The sequence below is a fragment of the Candidatus Schekmanbacteria bacterium genome (genome assembly GCA_003695725.1).
In the GTDB taxonomy this organism is placed as follows: Bacteria; Schekmanbacteria; GWA2-38-11; order GWA2-38-11; family J061; genus J061.
In genome coordinates, this window is record RFHX01000213.1 from 1 (window position 1) to 3973 (window position 3973).

Here is a 3973-nt window from a genome sequence, read left to right on the forward strand (position 1 = left end):
AATCATTCACAAATTCTGTTATTTTAAGTTTTATAGAGAAAGAAACCGACAAATACAATGTGTTCTTCAAAATACTGCCTTCTTGAAATATGTATCAATCTCAGGTATAAATGCTAATACAGACTGATGAGAAGAAAATGGATTCCTCCGAAAAAATAAACAATCTGATTTCAAATCTCGAAAAAGCCATCATAGGCAAAAGGGAATGTCTTAAGCTCGTTGTCGCAGGCCTCATTGCAAGGGGGCATATCCTTATAGAAGATGTGCCGGGGGTTGGAAAAACTACACTTGCGCGGGCATTGGCAAAATCGTTAGACTGCAAATTCAGAAGGATTCAATTTACCCCCGATATGCTTCCAAGCGATATTATTGGCATATCAGTTTTCCAACAAGAGAATGGAGATTTTAGTTTCAGAAAAGGACCGATTTTCTCAAATATAGTGTTAGCCGATGAAATTAATAGGGCAACGCCGAGGACTCAAAGCAGCCTCCTTGAAGCGATGAATGATTATCAGGTTTCAGTAGACGGTATCACATATCAACTTCCAAATCCATTTGTAGTAATGGCAACACAAAATCCAGTTGAGTTTGAAGGCACATTTCCTCTACCTGAATCACAACTTGACAGATTCCTTTTGCGTGTAAGCATTGGCTATCCAACTATCGATGATGAAGCAAAAGTAATGACAGGATATAGCTTCAAGAATATCGTCGATGAATTGACTCCTGTATTAAAGCCCGAGGATGTCATATCCCTTCAAAACGATGCAGAAAACATATTGATAAGCGAGTCTTTAGTGCAGTACATACTCAACATTTCGGATATGACCCGAAAATCTGAATTAATAGAACTTGGCGTAAGCCCGAGAGGGAATCTTGCTTTTTATAAAGCTGTAAAAGCTTATGCTCTCGTTGAAGGGCGAAATTACTGTATTCCTGATGACATCAAAAAATTGACTGTTCCTGTGCTTGCCCATAGAATTATTCCAAAAGGCAGTGGATTATATGGAGACACGGAAAATTCTTCAAAGATATTGAAGGATATTCTCTCATCTATTCCTGTGCCGGAATAAAAATCTTTTATGAAATTATCAGTAAGGTCGAGAAGGCTAACATTTACAAAAGAGGGAAAAATCTATACTGCTCTTTGCCTTGCCATTGGTATTGCCGCAATCAACACTGGTTCAAATATTCTTTTTCTACTTCTTTCAGCAATGTTGAGTCTGATAATTACATCAGGAGTACTTTCTGAAAACTCTCTACGCAAGATAAGGGTTCGACGATTAGATTCTCCAAAAGTCTTTTGTAACAAACCCTTTCTTTATGGCTTCAAAGTGGAGAACCAAAAAAAAATCTTTCCAGCCTTCTGTCTTAGTTTGACCGATGAAAAAATGATGGAGACATCAGAATTCATATTATATTTAAAACCTTTCTCTAAAGAAGATGTCTTCGTAAAAAGCTGCTTCAAGAGGAGAGGGATTCATCAAGTCGATAAAATTTGCATCGAGACAAAATATCCTTTTGGATTTTTCAAGAAAACTAAGATTATTTCTGTGCCTTCTCAGGTAATAGTTTTTCCTGCCATCAAGGATATTCCTCAAATTGCATTAAGTAGTTTGGAATATAGAAGGGCAAAACTTTTATCAGCTTCACTCTCGAGAAATAATGAAGAGAATTTTTTTGGATTAAAGGAATATAGAATTGGTGATAATCCTAAACTTATCTATTGGAAAAGTTTAGCAAAATACAAAGACCCAATGTTGAAGGAATATGAAGAAATGAAGGAGGGGACAGTAGATTTGATTTTAGACCTTACTCCTTCCTCTAAATATGAATTCACAGATAGCGAAAAAGAAATGATTTTCGAATCAGCGCTATGTCTCTGCGCATCGTTGATATATTTTTTTTCTAAAAGGAAATCTTTGTTCAACTTCAAGATAATTTTTGGCACTGCAGTGATATTCAATAACAATTCCAATTGCGGGGCTATGACAGATATGCTGGAAAAATTGGCTTCTCTTGATTTCAAGGACTTCAAAAGTAGAAATCAAAAAGTAGACAATGCAGAAAGCAGTCAGCTATTCCTAAACTCTAAAGATTCCTTAGTAATCATTTTATCTGATGAGAGAAAAGGCTTTTATAAATCCAAACATATTGATGGAAGACATAGAAAATTTTTCTTTTCTATGGAAGATAAAGAGCTTTTAAAAAAATATTACCCTTATGAGAATTGACATTCAGAATAAGCTTAAAATTTCATTATCCTTGATGGGGACATCTGCCTTGTATTCCCTTTTCCTTGCTGAAAAGGAGAGTATTTTTCTATTTATATTTGCGGCAACTGCCATATGGACAGCCACTTTTTGGAGGAAAACCGCTGAATACATTGGCGAAGAAGGATTTCTATCAAAAGTTTTTCCTTATATATGCCTCATATTTGTTTGCATAGATTATTTCTACATTTCAAAGAAATTTGCTCTGTCTCTTTCACATTTTCTAATTCTTTATGTGATATACTTATATTTTAATCGTTCTGAAGAGAAGAAAATTTGGCAAATTTATTTGGCAAGCTTTCTTATTGTAGCAGTATCGGCTTCGATTACCGATAGCTTTTACTTTTCCATAGTTTTCGCAGTATATCTTGTTTCTACAATTTATTCTTTGATTCTCTTTAGAATTTGCTCTGATGGGATAAAGAAAACATTAAAAGCATTTTCTTTTACACAAAAGGAAGAATGCAATCTTGAAACCTTTCCATTAAATGTAAAAAAGAATAATTTCTCATTTGTAGTTATTACAGCCCTTTCGGTGACTCTATTTTTCAGTGTTTTTTTCTTTATCTTTCTTCCAAGAATAGGGCTTGGTTTTATGTTGAGCCGTTTAGGCACTGCCTCTGCAGTTGCCGGTTTTAGCGAAGAATCAAGGTTGGGCTCGATTGGCGAAGTTTTGGAAAACCGGGCTGTCGTTATGCGTATAAAGACAGACAAACGCATTTCTGAATCAGAAATACGTTTGCGGGGCATTGCTTATGACCTTTTCAGAGACAATAAGTGGGAAAGAAGCAAGATGTTTAATCGCTATTATAAGCGCTCTTATTTTGGAAAAATAGAATTTGCCAATTCAAAATACTTAAATGATAAATCCGTAATAAGGCAGAACATATCTCTTTCGCTTTCCGGATCTGATGCTATGTTTTCTCTTTACAGGCCTGTGTCCCTTTCAAATATTTCAGGTGGATATGGCGGTATAATTGCAGATAATTCATTATCACTTTTCACGCCTTGGCCACACTATTATCTTATTAACTATGATGTTGTGAGCAAAATGGATAATCTTTTGCCTGCCAAAAAATTGTCAGACATTGAGAAACATCATTATCTCGATCTTCAAGGAATAAATAGGGAAATCAAAAAGCTTGCATCATATATTGCAGAGAAGGGAAGAAATAGTTATGAAAAGGCAATTTTAATCAGGAATTACTTATTGAATAATTTCCAATATACAAGAAAAAATGAACTCTTTGATGAAGATGACCCTCTGTATGCGTTTTTATTCAAAACTAAAAAAGGCCACTGTGAATATTTCGCAACAGCACTTACCATTATGTGCAGGGCCGCTGGTATCCCTGCTCGCTATGTGAATGGCTTTTATGGTGCTGAATGGAACAGTTACGGGAAATACTATATAGTGAGACAAGAAAATGCTCATGCTTGGACAGAAATATATTTGCCAGAGAAAGGAGGATGGATATACCTCGATGCAACACCTCCGATAAATGAGAATACCTTTAAAAACATCTATTCATCGATAAATCTTTTTATTGATAATCTTAAAATGAGATGGGGCGAGTATGTTGTCGGCTATGATTTGAATATGCAATTTAAAGCCGCACAAAAGTTAAATTTTAAAGCTTTTCATTGGATAGGAAATATTAAAAAAGGAATCAAAGAGAATATTCTCCGTAAGGTTGAAT

General features: G+C 35.1%; 3 protein-coding genes. All 3 read left to right on the forward strand.

Going from position 1 to position 3973, the window contains the following annotated elements; genetic code table 11:
* The first annotated feature begins 137 nt into the window (after window positions 1-137).
* On the forward strand, window positions 138-1073 hold the full coding sequence (locus tag D6734_08395; protein RMF94168.1) for a MoxR family ATPase: 936 nt from the start codon (window positions 138-140) through the stop codon (window positions 1071-1073).
* Between the two features lie 9 nt (window positions 1074-1082).
* A complete protein-coding gene (locus D6734_08400) occupies window positions 1083-2234 on the forward strand; it encodes a DUF58 domain-containing protein (GenBank protein RMF94169.1) in 1152 nt (383 codons plus the stop codon).
* Window positions 2224-3973: DUF3488 domain-containing protein (locus tag D6734_08405; GenBank protein ID RMF94170.1), on the forward strand; the 1750-nt coding region annotated here is incomplete at its 3' end. The genes D6734_08400 and D6734_08405, both read left to right, overlap by 11 nt.